Origin of the sequence: Amycolatopsis sp. WAC 01376, from assembly GCF_003947415.1 — a bacterium.
In the GTDB taxonomy this organism is placed as follows: domain Bacteria; phylum Actinomycetota; class Actinomycetes; order Mycobacteriales; family Pseudonocardiaceae; genus Amycolatopsis.
In genome coordinates this window covers 467064-488363 of the sequence record NZ_QHKL01000001.1, presented here as the reverse complement: position 1 = coordinate 488363, position 21300 = coordinate 467064, and the positions used below count along the sequence as shown (strand labels likewise).

Annotated in this window: 15 protein-coding genes; 9 read left to right on the top strand and 6 right to left on the bottom strand. The window is 68.2% G+C overall.

The genetic code is table 11. The features are described from left to right. Positions 1-26: 26 nt before the first annotated feature. Both DMH03_RS02440 and DMH03_RS02435 read left to right on the top strand, forming a co-directional pair. Complete coding sequence (locus DMH03_RS02440; protein WP_233611243.1) at positions 27-1667, top strand: class I adenylate-forming enzyme family protein; 1641 nt, start codon at positions 27-29, stop codon at positions 1665-1667. Positions 1668-1697: 30 nt separating this feature from the next. Then, entirely contained in the window at positions 1698-2918 is a 1221-nt protein-coding gene (locus tag DMH03_RS02435; RefSeq protein WP_125790369.1) for a cytochrome P450, read from the top strand. Between the two features lie 60 nt (positions 2919-2978). On the opposite strand, the gene DMH03_RS02430 is transcribed toward DMH03_RS02435, so the two are convergent. From DMH03_RS02430 to DMH03_RS02415, 4 genes are all read right to left on the bottom strand, one after another. After that, a complete protein-coding gene (locus DMH03_RS02430) occupies positions 2979-4265 on the bottom strand; it encodes a condensation domain-containing protein (RefSeq protein ID WP_125790368.1) in 1287 nt (428 codons plus the stop codon). Between the two features lie 23 nt (positions 4266-4288). Next, positions 4289-5107: an arylamine N-acetyltransferase gene (locus DMH03_RS02425; protein ID WP_125790367.1), complete on the bottom strand. Its 819-nt coding sequence runs from the start codon at positions 5105-5107 to the stop codon at positions 4289-4291. 588 nt (positions 5108-5695) lie between these two features. Further along, positions 5696-6730, bottom strand: a complete 1035-nt coding sequence (locus DMH03_RS02420; protein ID WP_125790366.1) for an NADPH:quinone reductase — start codon at positions 6728-6730, stop codon at positions 5696-5698. 138 nt (positions 6731-6868) lie between these two features. Beyond that, positions 6869-7822 carry a phytanoyl-CoA dioxygenase family protein gene (locus tag DMH03_RS02415; RefSeq protein WP_125790365.1) on the bottom strand — a complete coding sequence of 318 codons (954 nt, stop codon included), beginning with the start codon at positions 7820-7822 and terminating at the stop codon, positions 6869-6871. Positions 7823-8887: 1065 nt separating this feature from the next. Between DMH03_RS02415 and DMH03_RS02410 the strand changes: the two genes are divergently transcribed. From DMH03_RS02410 to DMH03_RS02395, 4 genes are all read left to right on the top strand, one after another. Then, positions 8888-10009 (top strand): DegT/DnrJ/EryC1/StrS aminotransferase family protein, encoded by a 1122-nt coding sequence (locus DMH03_RS02410; protein ID WP_125790364.1) that lies wholly within the window; start codon positions 8888-8890, stop codon positions 10007-10009. A 29-nt stretch (positions 10010-10038) separates the two neighbouring features. After that, positions 10039-11274: a class I SAM-dependent methyltransferase gene (locus DMH03_RS02405; RefSeq protein WP_125790363.1), complete on the top strand. Its 1236-nt coding sequence runs from the start codon at positions 10039-10041 to the stop codon at positions 11272-11274. A gap of 14 nt (positions 11275-11288) precedes the next feature. Continuing rightward, complete coding sequence (locus DMH03_RS02400; protein ID WP_199748652.1) at positions 11289-12587, top strand: acyl-CoA dehydrogenase family protein; 1299 nt, start codon at positions 11289-11291, stop codon at positions 12585-12587. Between the two features lie 61 nt (positions 12588-12648). Next, complete coding sequence (locus DMH03_RS02395) at positions 12649-14025, top strand: NDP-hexose 2,3-dehydratase family protein (RefSeq protein ID WP_125790362.1); 1377 nt, start codon at positions 12649-12651, stop codon at positions 14023-14025. Positions 14026-14032: 7 nt separating this feature from the next. Here DMH03_RS02395 and DMH03_RS02390 read toward each other — a convergent pair whose 3' ends face one another. Next, positions 14033-15070 carry an NAD(P)-dependent oxidoreductase gene (locus DMH03_RS02390; RefSeq protein WP_233611241.1) on the bottom strand — a complete coding sequence of 346 codons (1038 nt, stop codon included), beginning with the start codon at positions 15068-15070 and terminating at the stop codon, positions 14033-14035. Next, on the bottom strand, positions 15019-15945 hold the full coding sequence (locus DMH03_RS02385; protein WP_125790361.1) for a putative sugar O-methyltransferase: 927 nt from the start codon (positions 15943-15945) through the stop codon (positions 15019-15021). Before DMH03_RS02385 ends, DMH03_RS02390 begins: the two co-directional genes overlap by 52 nt. Before the next feature lie 320 nt (positions 15946-16265). On the opposite strand from DMH03_RS02385, the gene DMH03_RS02380 reads away from it, so the two are divergent. The 3 genes from DMH03_RS02380 to DMH03_RS02370 all read left to right on the top strand — a co-directional run bounded on the left by DMH03_RS02380 (position 16266) and on the right by DMH03_RS02370 (position 21243). Next, positions 16266-17753, top strand: a complete 1488-nt coding sequence (locus DMH03_RS02380) for an FAD-binding oxidoreductase (RefSeq protein ID WP_233611238.1) — start codon at positions 16266-16268, stop codon at positions 17751-17753. Between the two features lie 1021 nt (positions 17754-18774). Then, positions 18775-20001, top strand: coding sequence for a glycosyltransferase (locus DMH03_RS02375; protein WP_125790359.1), 1227 nt, complete (start codon positions 18775-18777; stop codon positions 19999-20001). Positions 20002-20007: 6 nt separating this feature from the next. Further along, a complete protein-coding gene (locus tag DMH03_RS02370) occupies positions 20008-21243 on the top strand; it encodes a cytochrome P450 (RefSeq protein WP_125790358.1) in 1236 nt (411 codons plus the stop codon). Positions 21244-21300: the final 57 nt, after the last annotated feature.

Below are 21300 nucleotides of genomic sequence, written 5' to 3'. Positions count from 1 at the left end.
GTCAGGCGCAGACCAGGGAGGGTCTCGTGAACCGCACCTCCATCATCCGTTACACCGACCATGTTCCCGCCGACCTGCGCCGGTCCTGGGCCGCCGCGGGCCACTATCCGGACCAGGACCTGTATTCCCTGTTCCGCGGGCACGTCCGGCGCGCGCCTCAGGCGCCCGCCGTGCTGGACGCCGAGGGGACGGTCAGCTACGGCGAACTGGACCGGACCGCCAGGCGGCTGGCCGCGGGGCTGGCACAGCTCGGCGTAGGCCCGGGCGACGTAGTGGCGGTCCAGCTGCCCAACGCCCGTCTCGCCTGTGCTGTCGACCTCGCCGTCGCCGCGGTAGGCGCCATCGTGCTGCCGTTCCCGCTCGGCCGTGGCGACCGCGACGCGGTGAGCCTGTTGCGCCGCTCCGAGGCGGTCGTGGTGATCACCGTCGCCGATCACCACGGTTATCCCTGCGCCGAGCGCATCCGGAAACACGCCGACGCCCTGCCGATGCTGCGTGCCGTCGTCGTCGCCGGGGACGGTGTCACCGGGCCACCGGGCTGTGTGCCGATCGAGGCCCTGTTCGCCGCCACTTCGGACGAGTTCGCGCCGAGGGAGATCGATCCCGACGGGCCGGCGCGGATCCTGGTCACCTCCGGGTCCGAGGCGGAACCGAAGATGGTCGTGTATTCGCACAACGCGCTGGCCGGCGGGCGGGGGGTGATGATGGCCGGTCTGCACCGGGGAACTCCGGCCTCGATGCGCAACCTCTTCCTCGTCCCGCTGGCGTCGGCTTTCGGCTCCAGCGGGACGCCGGTCACCCTCGCGACCCTCGGCGGGACCCTCGTGCTGAGGCCTGCCTTCGACGCCGCCGCGACGCTGCGGACCATCGCCGACACCCGGCCCACCCACCTGCTGGGTGTGCCGACGATGCTGCGGATGCTGCTGGACTGCCCTGAGCTCCCGGACGCCGACCTCGGCTCTCTGCAGGCCGCCGTACTCGGTGGGTCCGCGCTCGACCTGGACACCGCGCGGCGCGCCGAGGAGCTCTTGGGGTGCACGGTCGTCTCGCTGTACGGGTCGGCCGACGGAGTCTCGTGCAACAGCGGTCTCGGCCGTTACGACGGTACGGTCGGCCGCCCCGACCCCGCCGTCGCGGACATCCGCGTCGTCGGCCAGGACGGAGCCGAACTGGCTGCCGGAGCCACCGGCGAGGTCGTCGCCCGCGGCCCGATGTCGCCGATGAGTTACCTCAATTCCGCCGAGCTGGACAGCACGCTGCGCACCGCGGACGGCTGGACCCGTACCGGAGATCTCGGGTTGATCGACGAGCGCGGCAGGCTACGGATCGTCGGCCGCCGCAAGGACGTCGTCATCCGCGGCGGCCTCAACATCAGCCCGGCGGAGGTCGAGTCGGTGCTGATCACGCATCCCGCGGTCCGTGACGTCGCCTGCGTGGCGGTGGCGGATCCGCTGTACGGCGAGCGCGTCTGCGCCTGCGTCGCCACTTCGGCCGAGCTGAGCCTCGCCGAGGTCACCGCGCACCTCGCCGCGGCCGGGATGGAGCCACGGAAGTTCCCGGAACGGCTGGTGCTGCTGGCCGGCCTGCCGCTGAGCGCCGCGGGAAAGGTGGACCGGCAAGCGCTTCGGGTGCTGGCCGCGAACGAGGGATCCGACGCGACCCGGTGAAAGCCGGTCCAGAACAGAGGATGTCATCGCATGACTGAGGGAATCTCGGAACCGATCTCGTATCTGCGGCACTGGGATCGCACCGAACCGTTCGACCCGCCGTCGGTACTCGGTGAGCTGGTCCGGACGCGGCCACTGACCCGGATGGTGTACCCGGACGGTCACGTCGGCTGGCTGGCCACCAGCCACGAACTGGCCCGCGAGGTGCTCAGCAGTCAGGCGTTCAGCCACCGGTTCCACACCACCCACGCCCCCGTCACGAAGAAGGGCGAGATCTTCCCGTCCGTGCCCATCGTGCCGGGTGGGTTCATCCACATGGACCCGCCGGAGCACACCCGCTACCGGAATCTGCTCAGCGGCGAGTTCAGCGCCCGCGCCACGGCGGCGTATGCCCCGCGGGTGGCCGAACTGGCCACCGCACAGCTCGCGGAGGTCCGGGAGCACGGCTCGCCGGTCGACCTCCTGCCGGCCTATATCCGGCCACTTTCACTGCGGGTGCTGTGCGAGGTGCTGGGGATCCCGTTCGCCGGCAGCTCGGTCCTGTCCGCACTGAGCGATAGTGCCACCGACGACGAGGTCAGCCTCGAGGCGGAACGGGAGGCCGGGACGCGGGCGTACTTCCACCTGCTGGACCTCGTGGGCAAGGCACGGGTCGAGCCGGGCGAAAACGTCATCGGGCGGCTGGCGGCCGAGCCCGAGCTGACCGACCGCGAGATCACCAACATGCTGCTGATCGTCTTCGCGGCGGGCTTCGCCAGCTGCGAAGGCGCACTCGCTTCGTCGTTGCTGTCACTGCTGTACCACGGCGACCAGCTCGAGAGGCTGCGTTCGGCCGCCAGGACCGGCGGCTCCGGCGGCATCGAGGGAATGGTCGAGGAGCTGTTGCGGTACACCTCGGTCAACCAGTTCCAGATCTTCCGGACCGCACTGTCCGATGTGGAGCTCGGTGGAGAGCTGATCCGCGAGGGGGAGACGGTGACGGTCGCGTTGCCGTCGGCCAACCGTGATCCGGCCAAGTTCGGTTGTCCCGACCGGTTGGAGCTGACCCAGGACGCGTCCGCTCAGCTGGCCTTCGGGTACGGCGTGCACGCCTGCGTCGGGCAGCGACTGGCCCGGCTCGTGCTGGCCGAGGCGCTGACCGCGCTGGTACTCGGCCTGCCAGGACTCGCTCTGGACGTGCCGCTGCAGGAGGTTCCGGTCCGGCTGAAGACACCGGTGCTGAGCGTCCTGCGACTGCCCGTGCGTTATTGATCCCGAACTGTTCGCGGGCGGCCGGATGCCATCCGGCCGCCCGCGAACGTTTTGCCGGCTTTACCGGCGCGAGCTCGGCGCCCGATCGGCGCAGGCCAGCAGCGAATCGCGGACGTGGTCGTGGATCGAATCCATCTGCTCGGTGGTGAAACACTGCGTGCTGTACGGCATTTCGAGACTGAACCGGCCGTAGATCGTCGCGGGCGACGCGAGCAGCGGGCCCGCCTCGCGCGCCGGGTCCCACCGGCTGGACAGCGGGAACTTCGTCATGTCGGTGATTTCCAGGCCCTTCGGCGACGGCGGCCCGTCGATCTTCCCGACGTTGGTGAGCACCAGGCTGGTCGGCCACAGCTGGGGGTGGGGGAGCAGCCTGTCCAATGCCTGCATTTCCAGCGCCGCGTCACCCCGCCCCATGGCGGCGCGCAGCTCGGTGGTGAACCGGTGACCGAGTTTGACCAGGTCGGCGCCGTCGGGCACGTCGAGCAGATCGCGGAACCAGGAGACCATCGGCACCATCGCCTCGTGGCTGAGGCCCGGCGCGACCTGGTCGCGCAGGTCGACCGTGCAGAAACTGGACAGCCGGTGCCCTGCCAGCTCTTCGGGCAAACCGTCGCGGACGGCCGCCAGCAGTGCCGCGGCGACCAGCCCGTTCATCGACACTCCGGCGTCCTTGGCGAAGGCCAGCAGGCCGGTCGTCTCCGCTTCGGTCAGCCGGAGCCGGCGCGACGTCATCAGGCTCTCCGGCGGCACCGCCGAGGCGGACCCGGCCGCACGGAACGGCAGAGACGCCACCGGTGCGCCTTCGGCACGCTTGAGCCGCTCCTGGACATAGGCGTCCAATTCGGCATCGCTGCGCGACGGCAGCCAGTCGTCGAGCGGCGACGGCCACTCCTGCGGCCCCGGTGGCGGGCCCGCGTAGCTGCCGGACTGGATGTCGATGTACCGCTGCCAGATCCGGCTGCAGAACGCGGTCGCGCTGCGGCCGTCGGAGATCGCGTGGTCGACGCCGAACATCACGACGTCCTCGTCGGAGCCGGTCAGCAGGACGGCACGGGCGAGCGGGCCACCGAGGTGCAACGGCTTGTTGTACTCCTCGATCCGCGCACCGGGCTCGTTGCGCCGGACGTGCAGGCGCGGCAGCTCACCCGGGTCCAGCAGGCTGAGGTAGAAGTCGTCACCGTCCTTCTCCAGCCTGCTGCGCAAACCCGGTGCCTCCGCGAGCACAGCGGTGAACGCCGCGTCCAGGATCTGCGCGTCGACGCCGCCGCGCACCACGCAGATCTGCAGCGCCTGCGTCCTGATCTCGCTGACGTACATCCGTTCCGACCGGGCAATCCGTCGGCGCATGCCTTCCTCCTCGGTTGTCGTGGTCAGCCGACTTCGCCGGCCAGGATCATGTCGCGGTGCGCTTGCCAAGCACTGTCGTCGCTGAGGGTGCGGGCCTTCTCGATGCCGGCCCGGACCGTCAGGTATCGACGGCCCTTCAACACGACCTGGCCGTCGGAGACCGCTCGGCTGTAGAGCCCGCCGTCGTCGTCGCCTGCCGCGAGCGCGGCGTTGATCGCCTTTTCCGCCGGCGCCCAGTCCGACCGGTCGCGGACTTTCGCGGTGAACTCGTAGACCGTGCTCCACTGGCCGAGCCTGGGACGGCGCCGCAGCGACATACCGTCGCCGTCAGGGACGAGCCGGTACCGGCAGCCGTACTGGCGTTGCTCGACGCCACCGCCGTCGAGGTTCAGCGGCTCGACGAACGACGGCCCGGCGTACCCGATGTCGGCCAGCCAGGATTCGCCGTCCACGCGGGCCAGGATGAGCATGTGCTCGACCTCGACGTCGTAGGACCGGCGACCCTCCGCCGTCGTACCGGCGATCAGGTCGGCATCGAACCCGAGGTCGCGCAGCAGCCGCAGGAACAGCCGGGTCAGCTGGACGCAGCCGCCGCCGTTGCCCGCCGCGACCACCGAGTCGAACGTCGCGTCCTCGTCGAAGTCGACCAGATCGACCAGCCGTCCGCTCGGCGCCGGTACGGCCAGCGAGCCCGCGCTGTTGAACGGGATGGCCTCCATATGCCGCTTGTGGAGTGCGACCAGGGTCGCCAGCTCCGCGGCCGGGCGGCCGGTGGCCGGGTCGTAGCCCAACCGCCGGAGGTACGTGTCGCGGTCGTACATCGTCCGTCCCCTCTGGGGCATCTTCTCGACTGTCCACAAGGGACGCTTCCGTGGTGTCAGTTGCCGATTCGGGGGTCGTGAGTGGCGATTCGGGTTCTATTGAGGGGTAAGGCAAGCGTGGCGTGATCGAGTCCCCGTAATGAAAGGTCGGCTTCGCGAGCTCGGTGACAGGGAGGCCTTCGCGGCGCGGATACGGACTGACCAGCGGAGTCCAGTCACTCTTTGACTATCCACAAAGGACGCCCCTGATAGCCGGAATGCCCGATTAGCGCCTACCTGGGTGGTTCTTGGCCGGAGTCGTGAGTGGTAATGAGCGTTCTAACCCTCATTGCCACTCACGACCCCCTCTCAAAAACGCGCAAATAGCCTAAACCGGTCACCTGCGTCCCGGAAATTGTCCTTTGTGGATAGTCAAGAATGGTCAGGAATCACTCACGAGTCGCTGTCACCGTCGAACCCGTGTCCAACCAGGCTCGAAGGCGTCCATCACCGCATCAGACGCAGCGAAGGGAGCCTTCGCCCCACCGTCGGCCCCGCCCACGAACACGACACCTTTGCCTTACCCCTCAATGACCCGAATCGCCACTCACGGCCCCCTCGCGCCTTGCCTTACCCCGCAAGGGAACCGATCTCGACGACCACCTTGCCGAGGGTGCCGCCCTGCACGGCGTCCTGCGCCTCGCCGGTGTTCGGGTGCGGAAACCGATGGATCGGCAGCCCGGCCTCCTCGCCGACGGCGAGTGCCCCCGCCGCCGCTGCTCTCGTGATGTCGGCCGACGCGAGGTCTTTGGCCGCAGCGGGCAGCGTCATCACCAGTACGAATTGAAGGCGCGTGTTCCGGCCGATCACCTTCTTGGTCGGGAACGCCAGCACGCTGTCCCCTTCGGTGCCGTACGCGGCGATGGTGCCGTTCGGTGCCAGCACCTCCACGGCGGTGTCGATGTTCTTGGTCGCCGCCACCTCGACGATGAGGTCCACCCCGTCGGGCGCGACGGCGCGGATATCGGCCTCCGCCGTGTCCGACCGATAGTCGACGGTGTGTGCCGCGCCGGCGACGCGGGCCAGTTTCGCCTTCTCCTCACTGCTGACCGTCGCGATCACGGTCGCGCCGGACCAGGCGCCGAGCTGGATCGCGGCATGGCCGACGGCTCCGGCGCCACCGGCGACCAGCACGGTCCGTCCGGTCAGGGTGCCGGGGCCGAGCCGGTCGGGGCCCTTCTGCCCGGTGAGCAGGCAGCGGTGGGCGGCGACCGCCGGGAGGCCGAGGCAGGCGCCGGCCTCGAACGAAACGTTCGACGGCAGTGGCACCGCCTGGCGGGACGGGACGACGGAATACTCGGCGGCCGTGCCGTGGGGGCGTTTGTACGCCGCCTCCCAGACCCACACCCGCTGGCCGATCCGTTCCCGGTCGACGCCCGCTCCGACGGCGTCGATCACTCCGCTGCCGTCATTGTGCGGGATCACCTCGGGGAACATCAGGGTGCCGTTGCGGTGACCGAACTCCCTGCCCTTCCAGTCCGAGTGGTTGACCCCGGAGACCGCGACCCGGACCCGGACCTCACCGGGTCCCGGCTCGGGTACCGGCCGGTCGACGAACCGGAGAACGTCAATTCCGCCGGTCGACGAATATACGATCGCCTTCATGTTGAAAGATCATTCGACATATTTTCCACTCGCCAGGGTAAGTGGTGCGGATACTGTCAGACCAAGTGATGTCGCGGCCGATGGGACCAAGCCGGCAGGCCGGAAAACCTGCCGGCTTTCGCATCCGGCCAGGTAGCTCTATGCGCCGGACTCGCCGTTTTCTTCGAATGAAGACACCAGCGGCCGCAACGGGGTGAAATCGTGCCAGGGATTCTGGATGATCTCACGCCACGTCGCGTCGTGCCCGCGGACCTTGAGCCGGAAGTAGACCGTGCGCCGGATGGAGTCGGACAAGTTGCTGCCGACGTTGTGGCCGACCATGTAGTGCTTCAGCAGCAGGTCTCCCGCTTTGCCGCGCACCTGCTCCCGCTCGGGCAGCTCGATGTCCGGGTAGGAGGTGAACGCGTCGGGCCCCTTCTCGCGGAAGTACTTCGCGTGAGCGCGGTGTGTTCCCGGCCAGACGTAGAGGTTCCCCGTATCGTCGCCGTCCTGGTCGGTGAGGAAGAAACCGGCGAGCATGGTGAAGGTCCGCGGGGGTTCATCGGCCTTTCGGCGCATGCCGCCATCGATATGCGGCATTCCCCGGTCGTCGGTGTAGGGCGGATAGGTCATCGCGATCTGCGTCTGCCACGGATATTCCATGGCACCGTCACCGGTGAGTTCTTCGGCGAGCTCGAACGCGGGGGTGTCACGCAAAAGCGCCGCCAGGTCCGGCTCCTCATCCCATTTCGGGAACATGAAGTGCGGTCCGGCGTGCCCTTCCTCGGGCTGATGCTTGCGCAGCTGTCCGTCCACCGCCGCGTTGGCCGCGGCCAGGATGTCCGGAGGGACGACATCCGGGATCACGAGGTAGCCGCGTTCGGCGAACTCCAGCAACTGTTCGCGAGTCAGCTTCCGCTGCACGCTCAACGTTTTCGAGTCGATGCTGCTCGGCATGGCCTCGGTGGGCGGGGCGGGCGCGGCGCGCCTCGCCGATTCCATGATCGCCCGCTCGATCGCCTCCGTGGCAGACGCGCCACCGCGGGTCAGGGCGGCAATCGCCTGCTCGATCCGGTCGTCAACGCGAATGGTGATCGTGTCGTTTTCAGCCACGAATTGGCCACCCTTCCGGTCACATCTGATGTCTGGGACGTTCAGCCGATGCTATGGCCGGGCCGGAGTGATCCGTATCCCTCGGTCTGACAGCACCAGGAGCCAATGCCACGTAGCTCAAGTCGATCTTGAGCGGTTGCCGGTCAGCTCGATCAAGCCGGGCAGGTCGCCGGCAGCGGACCCGGGGCGCGACTGTCCACACGGGACGCCAGGTCGGATCTGGGTGCCCGATTCGGGTGCTTTGCGTAGCTGTGTGCCGGGGTGGCCAGTGGTCGTGCGCGTTCTCCTGGTAGTGAGGGCCTCTTTGCCTACCCTGAGGGTAGGGAAGGAGGCTTTCGCTACTTTCAGGATGTGGTCCCTGGTGACCGTGGGGCGACTGTGACCTCGGCGGCCGGTCGTGAAGTACATGAAGGACCCCTTCCTTGCGTCTAGCGCAAGGAAGGGGTCCTTCATGTACTTCGGTAGGGCGTGACTCGCGTGTCTGGATACCGCACTCGCGAGTTACGTCTCTAAACACGCGAGTTACGCCTACAAACACGCGAGTTCCGGGTCTGAGCACGCGAGTGCGGTGTCGCGTCACCCAGCCCACCGTCTCGCCCGAGACACGACACGGTTGCTCTGAAAGGTGTCCACAGTGGACACCAGGGGCGTGCCGGCTCCCGTCGGCCAGCGCAACCGAGCCCTTGACCTGCGGAAACCGTCACCACTTGCGCGTGGTGGCCCGGCCGGAAGCGTGACCGGCCAAAACCCCGCACGCCATCCCGTGGGCCGACTGCGCGCTCAACGGTTCACCCGCGACAACTAGCAGCGTGCGGGATGCCAGGACCCCGCTGTCCGGACGTACCGTGTCCGCTGAGCATCGCGCCACAGAAGTGGGTTTTCTTCATGGGGTGACGAAGTCCGACCGGACCTTGTCTGCTTTTCCTGCCTCACCCAGGTATTCCGCGCGAGCCTTTCACGAGTTGTGGGCGAAAAACCTGCCGTACGGCTACCGAATACGCAAGAGATATCAGCGCCGGTTCGATCGGATCGGCTGGGGTGATTCGCCCGCGAGGGAGGACGACGGTGACGATCCGGGTATGGGACTACCTGCCGGAGTACCACGACGAACGCGAGGAAGTGCTCGCCGCGGTGGCGAAGGTGTTCGAGTCCGGCCAGTTGATCCTCGGCTCGAGCGTGGCCGGGTTCGAGACGGAGTTCGCGGCGTACCACGGTGTCGCCCACTGCGCCGGTGTCGACAACGGCACCAACGCACTCAAGCTGGGGTTGCAGGCGCTCGGTGTGGGGGCCGGGGACGAGGTGATCACGGTCGCCAACACCGCCGCACCGACCGTGGTGGCCATCGACGGGACGGGCGCGAAGCCGGTTTTCGTCGATGTGCGCGAGGACGACTTCCTCATGGACACCGGCCAGGTCGAGGCCGCGATCGGCCCGCGCACCCGGGCGCTCGTGCCCGTGCACCTGTACGGCCAGTGCGTCGACATGGCCCCGCTGAGCCGGCTGGCCGCCCGGTATGGCCTGGTCGTCCTGGAAGATTGCGCCCAAGCGCACGGCGCGCGCCACCACGGACGGCTGGCGGGCGCGATGGGCGATGCCGCCGCCTTTTCGTTCTATCCCACGAAGGTTCTCGGCGCCTACGGCGACGGCGGCGCCGTGATCACCGGCGACGAGTGCACCGACCAGAACCTCCGGCGCCTGCGCTACTACGGCATGGAGGACCGCTACTACGTGGAGCGGACCCCCGGGCACAACAGCCGCCTTGACGAGGTACAGGCCGAGATCCTGCGGTGCAAGCTGCGCCGGCTCGACGCGTACATCTCGGGGCGGCGCGCGATCGCGCGCCGCTACGACGAGGCGCTGAGCGACCTCGTCGCGCCCGGAGGGCTCGTGCTGCCCGCGGTGTCGTCAGGGAACGAGCACGTGTACTACCTGTATGTGGTCCGCCACCCCAGGCGGGACGAGATCATCGAGCGGCTGCGCGCGTACGACATCGCGCTGAACATCAGCTATCCCTGGCCGGTGCACACGATGGCGGGATTCGAGGACCTCGGATACGCCAAGGGTTCGCTGCCGGTCACCGAGAAACTGGCGGACGAGGTGTTCTCGCTGCCGATGTACCCGTCGCTGCCACTCGACCGGCAGCAGGCGGTGATCCGGGCACTTCGCGAGGTGCTGGCCGGTTTCTGAGACAACCCATCTGGTACGGAGGGAACACCATGCCGGGAGAACTGGCGACCGCCACTTGCCGAGTGTGCGACGGCGATGTCCACGAGTTCCTCGACCTCGGCCGTCAGCCACTGTCCGACGCTTTCCGGGAGCCCGGCAGCGATGCCACGGAGTTCTTCTTCCGGCTCGCCGTCGGCCGATGCGAGTCCTGCACGATGGTGCAGCTCACCGAGCCGGTACCGCGGGAGAAGATGTTCCACGAGGATTACCCGTACCACTCGTCCGGTTCGGCGGTGATGCGTGAGCACTTCGCGAGCGTCGCACGACGGTTCCTCGCCACCGAGCTGGCCGTGCCGGACCCGTTCATCGTCGAGATGGGCTGCAACGACGGCGTCATGCTGAGCACGATCCACCGGGCAGGCGTACGTCATCTGGGCTTCGAGCCTTCCGGGCGGGTGGCCGAGCTGGCCCGCGCCGAAGGTGTCCGGGTACGTACCGCGTTCTTCGAGGACGCGACGGCGGCGGAGGTCCGTGCGGCGGAAGGGCCGGCCCAGGTCGTCTTCGCGGCGAACACCATGTGCCACATCCCGTACCCGGACTCGATCTTCCGCGGCGTCGACGCGTTGCTGGCGCCGGACGGCGTGTTCGTGTTCGAGGACCCGTATCTCGGTGACGTGGTGGAGAAGACGTCCTTCGACCAGATCTACGACGAGCATTTCTTCCTGTTCAGCGCACACTCCGTGCGGGCCATGGCCGAGCATCACGGATTCGAACTGGTCGACGTGGAACGGCTGCCGGTGCACGGCGGCGAGATCCGGTACACCCTCGCCCGGGCCGGGAAGCGCACGCCCAGCGCCGCGGTCGCCGCCCTGCTCGCCGAGGAGGACGCCCGCGGATTGTCCGGCATGGCGACCCTGCGCCGGTTCGCCGACGGCGTGATGCGCGTGCGTGACGATCTGGTGGAACTGCTGCGACGGCTGCGCGTCGACGGATCCCGCGTGGTCGCCTACGGTGCCACGGCGAAAAGCGCCACCGTCACCAACTTCTGTGATATCGGACCGGAACTCGTGTCCTACGTGTGTGACAGCACGCCCGCGAAACAGCACCGGATGACGCCCGGCAAGCACATCCCGGTACGCCCGCCGGCCGCGTTCCGCGATCCGTACCCGGACTACGCGCTGCTGTTCGCCTGGAACCACGCCGACGAAATCATGGCGAACGAGCAGGAGTTCCGGCGCTCCGGCGGGCGATGGATCAGCTATGTGCCGAACGTCCGGGTGCTTTGAGGGGATCGAGGGCCATGCTGGAACACCACACCGCGTTGATGGAGACGGAACGGGACTCGCCGTGGCAGGCGGTGCCACCCGGCGACCTGAGCACCGCGACCACCGAGCCGGGCCGGGAGTTGCTGACCGTCCTGGCTCGGCACCTGCCCCGGATACGGGCCGAGGCGGCGCCGAACGACCGGGACGGCACGTTCCCCGCCGAGACGTTCCGCGGTTTCGGCCGTGACGGCGTGCTCGGCGCGACGGTGCCCGCGGAGCTGGGCGGGATGGGGGTCGGCAGGCTCCACGACGTGGCGGTCGCGCTTCTGCGGGTCGCCGAGGCGGACGCCTCGACCGCACTGGCCCTGCACGCCCAGTTCAGCCGGGGGATCACCCTGACCTACGAGTGGCAGTACGGTCCGCCGCCGACCCGGCGACTGGCCGAGCGGCTGCTGCGCGCGATGGCCCGGGGCGAGGCGGTGGTGTGCGGCGCGGTGAAGGATCACGGGCGAGAGGTCACCCGGCTGCGCCCCGACGGCTCCGGTGGCTGGCTGCTGTCCGGTCGCAAGACGCTGGTGACGATGGCGCCGATCGGGACGCATTTCGTCGTATCCGCTCAGGCGCCGGTCGACGGCGGATCAGCGCGGCTGTACGCCCCTATCGTGGCAAGGGAAACCCCGGGGCTCACCATCGTCGACGGATGGAACGGCCTTGGGATGCGTGCGTCCGGCACCCTCGACGTGGCGTTCGACGACTGCCCGGTGCCGGCGGACGACGTGCTGGCGCGTGGCAGCGTCGGTGCGCACAGCGACGCGGTCCTCGCCGGGCAGGCGATCAGTTCCCTCGCGATGCTCGGCATCTACGCCGGGGTCGCGAAGGCCGCCCGTGAACTCGCGGTGGACACGGTCGGCCGGCGGTCGGCCGCACCACCCGCGGCGTCGCGCACCCTGGTCGCCGAGATCGAGGCGCGGCTGTACGCGCTGCGGGCCACCGCGTCGGCCGCGCTCGTCAACGCCGACGAACTGTCCCCCCGGCACGACATGGATCCGGATGAGCGCGGACGGCGGCTGATGACCCCGTTCCAGTGCGCCAAGCAAGTGGTCAACGAACTGGCGGCCGCGGTGGTCGACGACTGCATCACCGTGGTGGGCGGGGCCACGTATGTGGCGGAGCACCCGCTGGCCCGGCTGTATCGGGACGTGCGCGCCGGCCGGTTCATGCAGCCGTACACCTACGCCGACGGCGTCGACTACCTGAGCGCGCAAGTGCTCGGCCTGGAAAGGGACAACGACTACGTGAGCTTGCGGGCCACCCGGTCGCCGGACGCCCGGTGAAGGGCAGGACACCACGCGTCGCGCAGTCCGGTGCCCGGCGTCGTCTCGAAGGGGATCCAAGATGGTGATCGCAACGCAGTTGGCGGCACGGGATGACACCCGGCTGCCCGCACGGCTCGCGCGTTCCCGGCGGGCGGCCGCCACCGGCACGGACATGCGGACCGAGGACTTCGACGCCTGTCGCGCTGGGCGCCGCCGGGCGCACCGCTTCATCGTCGAGCGGGTGCCGCTCGGAGAGATCAAGGACTGGTCGTCCGATTCGGACAGCGGCAACATCGTGCACCGCAGCGGGCGGTTCTTCAGCGTGGAGGGGCTGCACGTCGTGATCGACGGCCGCGAGTGGCAGCAGCCGATCATCGTGCAACCCGAAGTGGGGATCCTCGGCATCCTGGCCAAGGAGTTCGACGGCGTCCTGCATTTCCTGATGCAGGCCAAGATGGAGCCGGGCAATCCTGGCCTGTTGCAGCTCTCGCCGACAGTGCAGGCCACGCACAGCAACTACACCGGCGTGCACCGGGGCGCCGACGTGAGGTACCTCGAGTACTTCACCCGGCCGGGCCGGGGCCGGGTGCTCGCCGACGTGCTCCAGTCGGAGCACGGCTCCTGGTTCCTGTGCAAATCCAACCGCAACATGATCATCGAGACCTTCGACGACGTGCCACCGCACGACGACTTCTGCTGGCTCACTCTCGGGCAGATCGGCAAGCTGCTGCACCGCGACAACGTGGTGAACATGGACGCACGCAGTGTCCTTGCCTGCGCCCCGACGGCGCCCGCCGAGCCGGGCGCGGTGCGCTCCGACACGGACGTGCTGTCGTGGTTCACCAACGAGCGGGCCCGGCACGACGTGCGGGCCCGGCGCGTGCCGCTCGCCAAGGTCGACGACTGGGTACACACCGAGGACGACATCCAGCATGTCGCGAACCGGTATTTCCGGGTCGGCGGGGTGTCCGTCGAGGCAGGGAACCGTGAAGTGACCTCGTGGATGCAGCCGCTGTTCGAGCCGGTCGGTCTGGGTCTCTGCGCGTTCCTGGTCCGCCGCTTCGGCGGGGTGCCGCATCTGCTCGCCCATGCCAGGGCCGAGGGTGGTCTCCTCGACACCGTCGAACTCGGACCGACGGTGCAGTGCACCCCGGAGAACTACGCCCACCTGCCGGAGGAGGAGCGGCCGCGGTTCTTCGACCTGGTGCGCCGTGCCGGGGCGGACCGGATCCGGTACGCCGCGGTGCATTCCGACGAGGGTGGCCGTTTCTTCAACGCCGTCAGCCGATACCTGCTCGTGGAGGCCGACGAAACCGAGGTGGGCGCCGAGCCGCCGCCCGGGTACGCCTGGGTGACCCCCGGCCAGCTGAATTCGCTTGCCCGGCACGGGCATTACCTCAACATGCAGGCACGTACGCTGCTCGCGGTCGTCGGCTTGCTGAACGGGCTGCTGTAGGCCCGCGCTATCCGGCGTTCTCGGCGAACGCGTCGACGCAACGCCGCAGTGCGGTGTGCAACGGCACCCGGGGGCGCCAGCCGGTGGCGGCCCGGAACCTCGACGAGTCGATCACGACGCTGTGCATGTCGGTGGCCGTGGCGAGATCGGGTGGCGGTACGCAGACGACGGGTACCGGCGGCCGTCCGAGGCGGGCGCCGACCAGTTCGGCGATCGTGCGCAGCACGTCGCCCAGTGGCACCCCGCGCCCGGTGCCGACCAGCCAGTGCCCGCCGGCGAGCACGTCCGCGTGGTCGATCCCGGCGAGGAAGGCGTTCGCGGCGTCGTGCACATAGAGCAGGTCGCGTTCGACGGTGCCGTCGTTCCACAGCGTGAGCTCCTCGCCGGCGAAAGCCTTGCGCACCATGGTGGAGACCACGCCGCGGCCGTTCAGCCGCCCCCGCGGGCTGTCCCCGTACACGGTGGGCAGCCGCAAGGAAACGCCGCGGACCAGCTTGGCGGCGGTGGCCGCCTTGAGCACCTGCTCCGCTGCCTGCTTCTGCCGGTCGTAGGCGGTCGTGGGCCGGTCGGGTTCGGTGCCGTCGAGGGGTATCCGCTCCGGCAGACCGGCCTGCGAAGTGGAGCCCGCGAACACGATCGTCGGCGGCCGGCGGCGCTCCCCGAGCAGCTCGACGAGTTCGCGCAGCACGCCGACGTTCACCTGTTCGGCGGTCAGGTTGCCGTCGGCCTCACGCCAGTCGGCGGTGTGCATCAGCAGATGGACCACCGTGTCCGCGCCGGCCACAGCGGCTTCGAGGTCCGCGCGAACCGTGAGGTCGGCGGTCAGCACCTCGATTTCAGCCACGGCGCCGGGCGGCACCGGCTGCGGCCGACGGCCGACCGTACGGAGCCGGATCGGTTGCCGGGCAAGGGTTTCGACCACCGCGGCGCCGACGAAGCCCGAACCACCCAGCACCGCGATCAGCGGCCGGTCCCCGCCGTCACCGTCGGCGTTCACCGCGGCACCGGGGCGGCGCGGTACAGGGCCTGCCAGTAATAGCTCCACGACACCGAGCGTTCCTTTGCCACGCACTGCCACCGTTCGCCTGGCCGGTACGCGGACACGAAAGCGGGCACCTTCTCCAGTACCGCCTCGCTGTCGTGGATGTCGATGACGTCGCGCAGCAACCCGGTGCTCAGCGCCAGCTCCACCACCGCGGTCCCCTGCGAGTGGCCGTCCAGCGTCTTGTCGAGGTATTTGCCGACCGGGTTGTTGACGTAGAAATGCGTGCAGGTCGCGTCGATGAGCCCGAGATAGTCCCGCACGGTGCCGGGATTCATCTCGGCGAACGAGTCGACGTTCACGCACAGATCGAAGCGGGCACCGCGCACTTGCTCGTCCACCTCGTCGATACCCACGAAACGGATCTTCGCGAACTGTTCCGGCTCCAGGACGGTCCGCAGGTACCGGCGCGACAGCGCCAGGGTGTTCGGCAGGTCGACGATCGTGTATCCGGCGACCTCGTGGTTGGACAGCAGGGTGTGGCAGGTCCGGCCGTAGCCGGCGCCGATCTCCACGATCCGTGCGCCGTCGAGGGGCAGGTTCGCCGCCATGAACTCGACCTCGTGCACCGCCTGCAAGTAGTCGAGGCACACTGATTCGCCGTCGCAACGCACTGAATAGGGGTCGCCGACCTCACGGTTGCGCGTGCGGCGCAGCCTTTCCCTGTTGGCGGGGCTGAGTCGCATGCCCAGTGCGAACGTGAGCGCTTTCAGGTATCGCACGCCGTTGGGTCGCGGATTCCACAGCGCCAGCTTGAAATTGACGCCGTTCGACTTGAACCCGGCGAGGTCGGCCACGGCCTCCTCGGTGATATGCGCGTCGTTGATGTGCAACCACTGCGCGCTCGGGCCGTATCGCCGGTGCGCCTGCTCGGTCATGACCGCGTCTCCTTCGCCGATGCCGCCCCGCCTGCCGTGCCGCCGGCGCGCGGTCGGCTTGCCCCACGTCGACTCTCGAACGGACCGAGTACGCGGAATTTCATGGCTCTTTCCTACACCCGCCGTGGCGGGTCCGGCAGCCGGTCGAGTGAGTAGTTGTCCGCCTTCGGCCGTCGGTCAGCCCCTCGGCGTCCTTGCGCATCGGTTACTCACCGGATAAGAATCGCAGCAACGATCACTCGTCTGGGGGACTTACTGTGACAGGAAACTTCACTCGCCGTAGTGTTCTCGGCCTCGCTGCCACGTCCGCGGTCGGTGCCGTGGCCGGCGTCCTCGGTTCGACCGGATCCGCCGCCGCCGGCACCGCCGGGCGCGGTGGCGGCACGGTCGACTGGAACTCGCTGGGGCGTCACCTCGACGGTGACCTCGTCCTGCCGTCGGATCCGGGCTACGGGCAGGCCCGCGAGCAGGCGCTCAGCCAATTCGACAACACCAATCCGATGGCCGTCGCCTACTGCGAAAGCACAAAGGACATCCAGACCGTCATCGCGTTCGCCCAGGACAACGGGGTGCACACCGTTCCCCGCAGCGGGAGGCACAGTTTCGGGGGCTATTCGACGACAAAGGGCATGATCCTGGACGTCTCCCGGCTGAACCAGGTCACCATCGACGGAACGCACGTCACGATCGGCGCGGGCACCCAGCAGGCCGGCGCGCTGGCCGCCCTGGCCCCCTATGGGCTGGCACTCGTCAGTGGCCTGTGCCCGACGGTGGGTTCCGGCGGTTACATCCAGGGCGGCGGTATCGGTCACCAGACTCGCAAATACGGGATGGCCTGCGACCGGCTGGTTTCGGCCGAGGTGGTGCTGGCGGACAGGCGCGTCGTGCGGGCCTCGGCCCAGGAGAATCCCGATCTTTACTGGGCGTTGCGCGGCAATGGCGGCGGCAACTATGGCGTCGTCACCAAGTACACGCTGGAACCGGTGCCGCGCAACAGTTTGGTCGGCTACCGGCTCATCTGGTCAGGAGCCGACACGGCCGCGCTGATCGAGAATTGGCAGCAGTGGGTGAACACGGCTCCCGACGATCTTTCGTCGGTCCTGATGGCCCGCACCGCGAGCCCGCCCTCACCCAGCACGATGGTGACCGTCTCGGGCACCTGGTACAGCACCATGGACGAGCTCAACCGCCGCATCGACGAACTGGTCGCGGCGACCGGCGTGACGCCGCTCAACCGGTCCGTCTGGGAGTTGCCGGCTCAGCACGCCATGACGCGGCTCTATGGTTACGCGGATCCCACCGCCGCGCAGGGCCACCGGGTCGGCGCCACTCCCGAGGCGACGGCACCTCGCTGGAACTACTACCGCACCCGGTGCCGGATGTTCGGCTCAGCGGTGCCTCGAGCCGACGTCGAAGACCTGCTGGCGGTCCTCGCCGATCCGGCGCGTTTCCGCACCGGGCAGTCCCGCATGCTGTACTTCGAAGCCCTCGGGGGCGCCGCGAACACGCGGGCCCGCACGGACACCGCTTATGTGCACCGGACCACCAAGATGCTGGCCGGTCTCACCGCGGAACTGCGCGACTTCGCCTACACCGACGAGGACACGGCGGCGTGTGAAAGCTGGCTCGCGGACGGCTTCGCGGTGCTCGACCGGCATTCCCTGCGCGAGAGTTACCAGAACTACATGGACCCGGCGCTGCCGGACTGGCGGACCGCCTATTACGCCGAGAATTACCCCCGGCTGGTGCGGATCAAGCGGGCTTACGATCCGCACAAGTTCTTCCGCTTCGCCCGCGGCATCGGCTGACCCGCTCGCCGGCGGTGGGGTGAAGGCTCCCTTCGCCGCGTTGTGCGTTGGGGGTCGTGAGTGTTATGTGTCGTGGCGTGGGGCCGGTGTCCGCTTCTGCGTAGGCGTTCTCCTGGTAGTGAGGGCCTCTTTGCCTACTCTGACGGTAGTGAAGGGGCTTTCGCTACCGTCAGATGTGGGTCCCTGGTGACGGTGGGGCGACTGTGACCTCGGAGGCTGGTCGTGAAGTACATGAAGGCCCCCTTCCTTGCGCTAGGCGCAGGGTCCCGGCAAAGTCGAGATCTTGCAGGTCAGGCAGCTATTCCTGCACTGTCGCGCGGCGCCGGCGGGGCTTCAGTGTCCACGAGTGTCCGATTGATGCCGCTATGTACGTTTACGCGAGGGGTCGTGAGTGGTAATGAGCGTTAGAACGCTCATTACCACTCACGACCCCCCCGCTCGAAATCACGCAAATACCCTAAACCGGGCATCAGCGCTCTGACAAGCGTCCTTTGTGGACAGTCAAGAGCCGGGTGAGGCTCCTTGAGTGAGCCCGGTCCCGCCGGCTCCACCACGACACGTTCGCCTTGTCCCGCCATGGCGGCGGAGCCGACCAGCGGTTATGCGACTTTGCCGGGACCCTGCGCTAGGCGCAAGGAAGGGGGCCTTCATGTACTTCGGTACGGCGTTACTCGCGTGTCTGGATGTCGCACTCGGGTGTGCGGAGCCTGAACACGCGAGTGCGGTGTCGCGTCACCCGGCCCACCGTCTCGCCCGAGACGCGACACGTTTGCCTTACCTCGCAATATGTGTCGTTCTAACGACCCGAAACACTCACGACCACCCAGTGACGCACCTTGGCATCACGCCACTTTTCGCGTGATCAGGCGGACGACATACGTCTGTCCATAATGGACAAACGTATGCGCTCATCGCGGGCGAGTCCGGCGCAGTCAAGGTGAGGGATGGGGGCGGCGGCACCTGCTGGTTAGCCTTGCTCTGTCTTGTTCGATCTTTCCAGGCAGGAAGGCAAAGCCGGGAAATGAAGATCGTTTTCTCCAGCCTGTCCGGCTACGGTCACGCTTACCCGTTGCTGCCGCTGGCCCTCGCTGCCCGGGAGGTCGGCCATGACGTCCTTTATGCGATCGGCGAGAGATTCCATCCGTTGCTACAGGAGCTCGGATTCCGTACCGTGCCGGTCGGAATGCCGATCCATGAAGCCTTGAGTTCCGTTCAGGCGGGCAAGGACAGGGAGGCCGGCGACCTACCGTGGCGTGGTTTGCTCGATCCCGCGGTCCGGGCGTTCAGTGAGCTGTTACCCCGCCGGTTCGCCGCCGACCTGATGCCCGTGCTGCGGGCGGAGCGGCCAGACCTGGTGGTGTACGAAGCGGGCAACCCGGGAGCCGGGCTCGCGGCGCATCGCCTGGACATTCCCGCGGTATGTCACGCCAACTCCCGAGCGGACGCGGTCGACCGAGAAGACCGATGGCGGCAGGTGGACATGAGGCTCCTCCGTGCGGTCGCCGCCGAAATCGGGGTCGAGGTGCCCGAAGGGCGATACCTCCTGGGTGACCCGTACCTGGACGTCTTCCCTTCCTCGCTGCAGGAAACGTCGTTCTTGGCTCGTCCGGAACGGGTGCCGCTGCGCCTGGTGCCGTTCAGTGAACCCGGTGAGCTACCGAAGATCGCACTGGCCGAGCGGAAACGCCCGTTGGTCTATCTGACATTGGGGACGGTGCTGGGCACCGTCGCCGCCCTGCGTGCCGCTGTCGATGGGTTGTCGGCATTGGACGTCGAGGTGGTGGTGGCGGCGTGGCCCAACCTTTCGTTGGACGAGTTCGGTGTGCTTCCCGAAAACGTGCACCTTGAACGCTGGGTGCCGCAAGGGGAACTGCTGTCACTTGTCGACCTCGCCGTACACCACGGCGGCCCAGGGACGACCGTCACCGCTGCCGCCGCCGGGGTTCCACAACTGTTCCTGCCCGTCGGGTTCGACAACTTCGCCATGGCGGGCGCGGTGTCCGCCACCGGTGCCGGGAGGCAGTTGCTGCCAGAGGGAGTCGAACTGGAAGACGACCGCCGCCGCACTGACGTCGTCTCCGCGGCGGCCATCGCCGAGGCAGCGGGCGGACTGCTGGCCGATACCGATGCCGGACAGGCGGCCAAAGCCATCGCCGAGGAGATCGCCGCCATGCCAAGCCCCACGGAAGTCGCGTCCCGGCTTCCCGAGTTTGCTAGCGCGCGCCACCGGGTCGTAGGAAGAGAGTGAGTTTTCATGGGTGTCACCCAGTCGGAACCGACGCTGTCCGATCTTCTCGGCTATCTCGACGTGTTACGAGCACGTGGAGACGTGCATTTCGACGAGAGAATCAAGGCGTGGCACGTACTCGGCTACGACGTCACTCAGCAGGTGCAGATGGACTCGGTGACCTTCTCCTCCGAAGTCGCCCCGCTGGGGCCGGTGGAGGAAGACTTCACGGGCAACTTCCTCCGGGCGGACAATCCGGCTCACCGGCGGCTGCGCGGCGTGGTCAGCAAGGCGCTCACCCCGAAGATGATGGCCGACCTGGAGCCGCGGATCGCCGAGTTGACGACGCGGCTACTCGATACCGCCGATGACGGCGGCCATCAGTGGGACTTCATCGAACAGCTGGCCCACCCGTTGCCGTTCATGGTCATGGCCGAGATGCTCGGCATTCCCGCCGACGACCTGGCGTTCGTCCGGAAGCTGTCCGACTCCGTCGTCGAGGTGCGGAGCTCCGCCGCGAAGGAGTCGCCGAACGACAACGACGCGCCGCCGCTGCGTGAGTTGAAGCCGTTGCGCGAGTTGAACTCGCACTTACTGGAGATCCTCCGCGCCCGCCGCGAAAACCCCGGCGACGACCTGGTCAGCAGGCTCATTACGGTCGAGGCCGACGGAGCGCGGCTGGACGAGGAGGAGGCCCTCGGTTGTCTCAACGTGGTGGTCGCCGGCCACCACACCACCACCGCCGCCATGGGCAACACGCTGCTCGCGCTGGACGAGAATCCTCTTGTGTGGGACCAGTTGCGGGCCGACCCGGCGCTGATCCCGGCCGCGATCGACGAGGCGGTGCGCTTCCGGCCGCCGTTCCCGCGTTCGCCCCGGCGGACGACGAGGGACACCGAGCTCGGCGGCCAGAAGATCCCGGCCGGTTCGACCGTGCTGGTGTGGCTGACCACCGCGAACCGCGACGACCGCGTCTTCGCCGACCCGGACCGGTTCGACATCCTCCGCAAGCCCAATCCGCACCTGTCGTACGGCAAGGGCATCCATCACTGTGTGGGCGCGCCACTGGCACGACTGGAGACGAGGATCGCGATCCGGCTTCTCCTGGAACGCTACCGGGAGATCCGCGTGCGCGACGACGCTCCTGCCGGCCTGCGCAATCCCTGGGCGATTTCGGGCGAAAGTCCCGGCCGGTGGGGTCTCGGTGACGTGGTGAAACCACGCGTCGTCAACAAGCTGCCCATCGAGGTCCGCAAGTACTGAGCGGAAGTTCGCGACCGCTCGAACCGACGACCCAGGCCCCGGTCACGAAGACATCGT

Bases quoted from the DNA above. Each gene is read 5' to 3' on its own strand.
- DMH03_RS02430 (WP_125790368.1), bottom strand. From the start codon at position 4,265: ATGCGCCGACGGATTGCCCGGTCGGAACGGATGTACGTCAGCGAGATC.
- DMH03_RS02370 (WP_125790358.1), top strand. From the start codon at position 20,008: ATGGGTGTCACCCAGTCGGAACCGACGCTGTCCGATCTTCTCGGCTAT.
- DMH03_RS02405 (WP_125790363.1), top strand. From the start codon at position 10,039: ATGCCGGGAGAACTGGCGACCGCCACTTGCCGAGTGTGCGACGGCGAT.
- DMH03_RS02420 (WP_125790366.1), bottom strand. From the start codon at position 6,730: ATGAAGGCGATCGTATATTCGTCGACCGGCGGAATTGACGTTCTCCGG.
- DMH03_RS02375 (WP_125790359.1), top strand. From the start codon at position 18,775: ATGAAGATCGTTTTCTCCAGCCTGTCCGGCTACGGTCACGCTTACCCG.
- DMH03_RS02400 (WP_199748652.1), top strand. From the start codon at position 11,289: ATGCTGGAACACCACACCGCGTTGATGGAGACGGAACGGGACTCGCCG.
- DMH03_RS02435 (WP_125790369.1), top strand. From the start codon at position 1,698: ATGACTGAGGGAATCTCGGAACCGATCTCGTATCTGCGGCACTGGGAT.
- DMH03_RS02425 (WP_125790367.1), bottom strand. From the start codon at position 5,107: ATGCCCCAGAGGGGACGGACGATGTACGACCGCGACACGTACCTCCGG.
- DMH03_RS02385 (WP_125790361.1), bottom strand. From the start codon at position 15,945: ATGACCGAGCAGGCGCACCGGCGATACGGCCCGAGCGCGCAGTGGTTG.
- DMH03_RS02395 (WP_125790362.1), top strand. From the start codon at position 12,649: ATGGTGATCGCAACGCAGTTGGCGGCACGGGATGACACCCGGCTGCCC.